Raw genomic sequence first — 5,077 nt, 5'->3', positions numbered from 1 at the left:
GACCTCGAGCAGCACGGTCCCGCGGGCGGGCCTGCCCGTGGCGTCCGGCGCGCCGGTCACGGGATTCTCCCCGAGCCACGAGACGATCTCGGGCACGCGAACCCCCGAGCCGGTCCCGACGCGGATTGGGACGGCGGCGGCGAGCCGGACCGACTGGCTTACCCGGCTCCCGGCCCGATGGAGCACGGGGAACGGGAGGCTCAGCGGCGTGCTGTACGTCTTGAACGACGCGTCGGTCCAGTTGCGCTGGTCCTCGGTCTCGAACACGTCGCCGGAGAAGCCGAGGGAAAACTGCACCCCGTCGCGCTCCCAGCCGAGCGTCGCGATGTCCCGGAACGGCTGGTGCGGGCTGATCTCTTCAGGGAACGCCGCGTGCGTCTCGGTCCCATCCGGGTGCACCACGATCACCGCGCGCCCCGCGTCGTCGGGCCGGTGCAGCGCGACGAGCCCGATCCGGTTGCTCAAGAAGTCCCGCGGCGCGGTCCCTTCGAACGCGACGTCCACACCGCCGTCGTCCATCCGCACGGTGAGCGTCCCGCGGTACTCCCCGCCGAACCCCACCCAGGCGACGTCGACGCGGCACTCGAGCTCGTCGCCGTCTTCGCGGACGACGGCGGGGCCCGCCTCGGGCGTGAGCGTGAGCCAATTGTGATTGCGCACCACGGCACGGAGGCCGCGCAGCACGGGGCGCCCGTCGTAGGTCACGTCGGCGAGCTCGTCACCGCGGAGCGCGGCCGCCCACGGGCCGCGGTGCAGGAAGCGAGTCGGAGTGGGCAGGGCAAGGTGGGTCAACGATGATCCTGTTCCAGGCCCGGCGGCCGCGCGGTCGCGGCCGGGTGAGGGCTAGTCGGTTGACGGGTGGAAATCGGTGAGGAGCCGCTCGGTGGCGGTGGCCATGTGCGACTCCATGACGCGGCGGGCGGCCTCGGGGTCCCGGGACCTGAGCACCTCGAGGATCTGGGCGTGCTCGCGGGCCGCCGCGGCCGCGTTCTCCTCGTCGCGGAGGCCGCGCTCGACCCAGATCCGGAGGAGGGACCGGATGCTCTGGAGGATGTCCTCGAGCACCGAGTTTCCCGAGGCGAGGGCGATCTCGCGGTGGAACGCCGAATCCGCTTCCTTGAACGCCTCGAAGTCCCGGGTCGAACGGCTCATAGTGTCCACGTAGCCGGCCAGCCGTTCGAGGGCCTCGTCCGTGATGCGCTCCGCCGCGAGCTGCGCGGCCTGGATCTCGAGCCCGCTGCGCAGCTCCGTGAGCTCGCGCGTGCGCGGTTCGCCGAGCATGAGCCCCCACGAGAGGGTCCTCGGGAGCAGCTCGGACGCCCCGCCACGCAGATAGGTCCCGGAGCCCGGGCGGACGATCACGATCCCGAGGAGCTCGAGCGCCGCGAGCGCCTCCCGGATGGCCGAACGCCCCACGCCGAGGCTCGCCGCGAGGCTGCGCTCGGACGGGAGACGGGTCCCCGGGACGATCTGGCCGCTCGTGAAGACGGCCATGAGCCGCTCGGCGACCTCGGCGGCAACCGAGCTGCTCTCCATCGTGCCGAGGGCCTGGTTCAAGTCGAGGGCAGCGCTCCCATTGGTCTCCACGCTCACAGGCTAGCGGCCCTCCTCACGATTCCCCGCCGTCTCCCCGCCGTCGTCGGCGCGGTCAGGGCGCGCGGCGGTGAGGCGGATGGCCATGTACTGGCGGCCCGGCAGGGGGACGCGGAACGTCCCCTCGAAGGTCCCGGGGAGCCTCTCGACGGACAGGTTCCACGTGTCGATGACGTCCACGGCGTACCGCGTCCCTGGCTTGCGGATGATGTCGCGGTAGCGCGGGCGCCCGAAGCCGAAGTTGGCGAGCTCATGCCCCGGGGCACCGCCCCACGGGACGTCCCAATCGCTCGGGAGCGGGTCGAAGACCCCGTCCGGGGCCTCGGCCATGAGCTTCTCGAGGAACGCGATCCGCGCCGGGGAATCGCCCACGAGCTCGCCGCCCTTGGACCACCACAACTCCTCGCGGTCGTTGAGGTACGTCTCGCCGTGGCCCACGTAGCCGCCGCGGACGGCGCCCTCCCAGTACCGCCGCACGAGTTCCTCGCCGCTGATGTTGCCCCAGCCCTGGTCGATGTCGCCCTCGTAGGCGCACTCGTCGATCACGATCGGCTTGCCGAACTCCTCGCGCCACGCGGTCGTGTTCTCCGAGGTGCGGTAGACGTCGGTGCGCTGAATGCTGCAGTGCGTGATCCACAGGCGCGTGTAGTCGTAGAAGCCGAAGCAGTTGTGGATCGAGGTCAGGTGGCCGGTCGGATCCTCCTCGCCGATGATCGCGGCGAACCGCTCCCAGTCCTCTGTGGTCTTCGAGCGGACGAGGTCGTACTCGTTGGCGAGCGACCACCACACGTTGCGGAACGCATGGAGGCGGCGCACGAGGTACCGGACGTAGCGGTCGTCCCCGGCCTTGCCCAGGTCCGAGAAGCCCCAGCGGTCGTAGGCATGGAACAGGATGAGGTCCGCCTCGATGCCGAGCTCCGCGAGCTGATCGATGCGGCGTTCGAGGTTGCGGAAGAACGCCGGAACGGCCCGGGTCGTATCGAAGGTGCCGTCCTCGGCCCGCTCGAACGGGTAGACCGGGGGCTCGTTGGCGTTGAAGAGGTACGACTTGGGGAACACGCACATCCGCATCTTGGTGAACGCTGTCGTGGCCAACGTCTCGAGGGTGCGCTCCTGGAGCTCCGCAGGCTGGTTGGTCCACGCATACGCGGTCGTGCCGACCGGACGGTAGCGCGTGCCGTCGGCGTAGCGGAAGTGGAACGTGTCCGCGACGCGCACGGGGCCGCGGTTGCCGGCCCGCGCCGGGGCGCTCGCCGAGAACGAGCCGCGGAGGCCGTCGAGCGACCGCGCGGTCGAGTCGGTCACGAACTCCCACTCCCCCTCGAGCGGCGCCGCGAAGCGGATCACGTACCGACCCGCGCCGTCGTAGAAGCCGCCCACGCGGTACGTCGTCTGGCCGTCCCCGCTTTCCCGCCCGATGAGCCGGAACGTCGCGTGGAGGTCGACGTCGACGAACGGATTTCCGTGGTCGGGTCCCGGGATCCCGATCTCGAAGACAGCCCACCGCTCCGCGGACGCGGGGTACTCGGCACGCCGCGAGCCGCGGGCCACTTCGGGACCTTCGTAGTCGAGGCTCGGCACGATCGGACGCGGTTCGACGCGAGGGGCAGCGCTCCGCGCGGACAGCGCCGCGAGGTCGCGCCACAGCCGCGAGATCTCCTCGTCGGTCAGCTGCCGGGCGCCGAACCCGATCAGTTGGCCCACCGGGCTATGCCGCAGCTGGAGGATGAGCGGCGAGTTCACGAGGGCCGGCATGGCGCGCTCGATCAACGGGCGGGCGCCGGGATCGTCGAGCACATCACCGAGAAGGGAGTCGGGGCTGTAGCCGCTCAATGGTGGTTTCCCTTCGGTCGGGCAGTCGCGTCGCTGCGCTCACCAGTATCGGTGCTGCGCGTCACAACGTCAACCGGTTGACCAATTCTGACCGAACGGCGTACCGTCGAAAGCCGAGGGGAGCACTGTGGCGCCCCAGAAGAAGCCCAGGAGTCAATGTGGACACCACTCCGTCCGCGGAACGGTCGGCAGTACGCAAAGTCGCCATCCGCCTCGTGCCCTTCGTGGCGCTCATGTTCTTCATCAACTACCTCGACCGGACCGCGATCTCCTTCGCTGGGCCCAACGGGATGAACCACGACATCGCCCTCTCGGCGGCCCAGTTCGGCTTCGCGTCCGGCGTCTTCTTCATCGGCTACATCCTGCTCGAGGTGCCCAGCAACCTCGCCCTCCACAAGTTCGGCGCCCGCCGCTGGCTGGCCCGCATCATGGTGAGCTGGGGCATCGTGGCCGCGCTGTTCACGTGGGTCCCCAACGCCGAGGGCCTCTACATCCTCCGCTTCGCGCTCGGCGTCGCCGAGGCCGGCTTCTTCCCCGGCGCGATCCTCTTCCTCAGCCTGTGGGTCCCCGCGAAGCACCGCAGCAAGATCCTCGCGCTGTTCTACCTGGCCCAGCCCCTCACCACGGTCATCGGAGCCCCGCTCGCGGGGGCGCTCATGCAGCAGCACGGCCTCTTCGGCCTCGAGGGCTGGCGTTTCATGTACCTCGGCGTCGCCATCCCGGCGATCATCGTCGGCGTCGTCGCCTGGTTCTATCTCTCCGACAAGCCCGCCGATGCGAAATGGCTCACCTCGGATGAGAAGGAGTGGCTCACCGGAGCCCTCGCGCGTGAGGCGCAGACGACGGCGGCGGCCCAGCACGTGAGCGCCTGGAAGGCCCTCGGCAACGGGCGTGTCTGGATCCTCTCCTTCATCTACTTCGGCTTCATCTACGGTCTCTACGCCCTCGGCTTCTTCCTCCCGACGATCATCAAGGGCTTCGAGACGCAGTTCGGCACGAAGCTTGACGTCTTCCAGCAGGGCCTCATCACGGCCATCCCCTACCTGCCGGCCGCCGTCGTCCTCTTTCTCTGGTCCCGCGACGCAAGCCGGCGTGGAGTCAGGACGTGGCACATCGCGGTCCCGGCCCTCGTGGGCGGCGTCAGCATCCCTCTCGCGCTCGCGGCGAACAACCCCGTGGCCACGGTCGCCGTCATCACGGTGACTGCCTGCGCCATCTTCGCGGCGCTGCCCAACTTCTGGACGGTCCCGACGCGCTTCCTCACGGGAGCGGCGGCCGCAGCCGGAATCGCCCTCATCAACACCGTGGGCAACATCGCGGGCTTCGCCGCCGGCTACGTGACCGGCGCGCTCAAGGATTGGACGGGGAGCTACGTCGTGCCGATGTTCGTGGTCGGCGGCTTCATGGTCCTCTCCTCGATCCTCATGGTCGTGCTCGCCCGCCGAGGCACCGCCGCGGACGCGACGCCGGACAACGACCATCTCGACACCGTCTCTTCCCACTAGGGCATCTCCCATTAGGAGCTTTCGCTATGACCCGCCTTTTCAATGACCCGGCCGCGTTCGCGGACGAGATGACCGAGGGCTTTGTCGCGACGCTGGGTCGTCCTCGAGCTGATGCAGGACGTAGTCGCAGAAGTACTGCGCCTGGG

3 protein-coding genes and 1 pseudogene are annotated in these 5,077 nt (G+C 69.6%); 1 reads left to right on the top strand and 3 read right to left on the bottom strand.

Going from position 1 to position 5,077, the window contains the following annotated elements; all coding sequences use genetic code 11:
• From ACLN58_RS17585 to ACLN58_RS17575, 3 genes and pseudogenes are all read right to left on the bottom strand, one after another.
• A pseudogene (locus ACLN58_RS17585) lies at nt 1–792 on the bottom strand (hypothetical protein); the annotation flags it as partial.
• Nucleotides 793–843: 51 nt separating this feature from the next.
• The gene (locus ACLN58_RS17580; protein ID WP_415856540.1) at nt 844–1,587 is read right to left on the bottom strand and encodes a FadR/GntR family transcriptional regulator; all 744 of its coding nucleotides are present in this window, start codon (nt 1,585–1,587) and stop codon (nt 844–846) included.
• 9 nt (nt 1,588–1,596) lie between these two features.
• Nucleotides 1,597–3,426 carry a DUF5605 domain-containing protein gene (locus ACLN58_RS17575; RefSeq protein ID WP_415856539.1) on the bottom strand — a complete coding sequence of 610 codons (1,830 nt, stop codon included), beginning with the start codon at nt 3,424–3,426 and terminating at the stop codon, nt 1,597–1,599.
• Nucleotides 3,427–3,584: 158 nt separating this feature from the next.
• Here ACLN58_RS17575 and ACLN58_RS17570 point away from each other — a divergent pair, with 158 nt between their 5' ends.
• On the top strand, nt 3,585–4,931 hold the full coding sequence (locus ACLN58_RS17570; protein ID WP_415856538.1) for an MFS transporter: 1,347 nt from the start codon (nt 3,585–3,587) through the stop codon (nt 4,929–4,931).
• Nucleotides 4,932–5,077 lie beyond the last annotated feature (146 nt).

The organism is Sinomonas sp. G460-2, from assembly GCF_047759905.1.
Lineage (GTDB): Bacteria > Actinomycetota > Actinomycetes > Actinomycetales > Micrococcaceae > Sinomonas.
The sequence above is the reverse complement of the archived record's forward strand: the minus strand, read 5'-3'. Positions and strand labels throughout refer to the sequence as shown.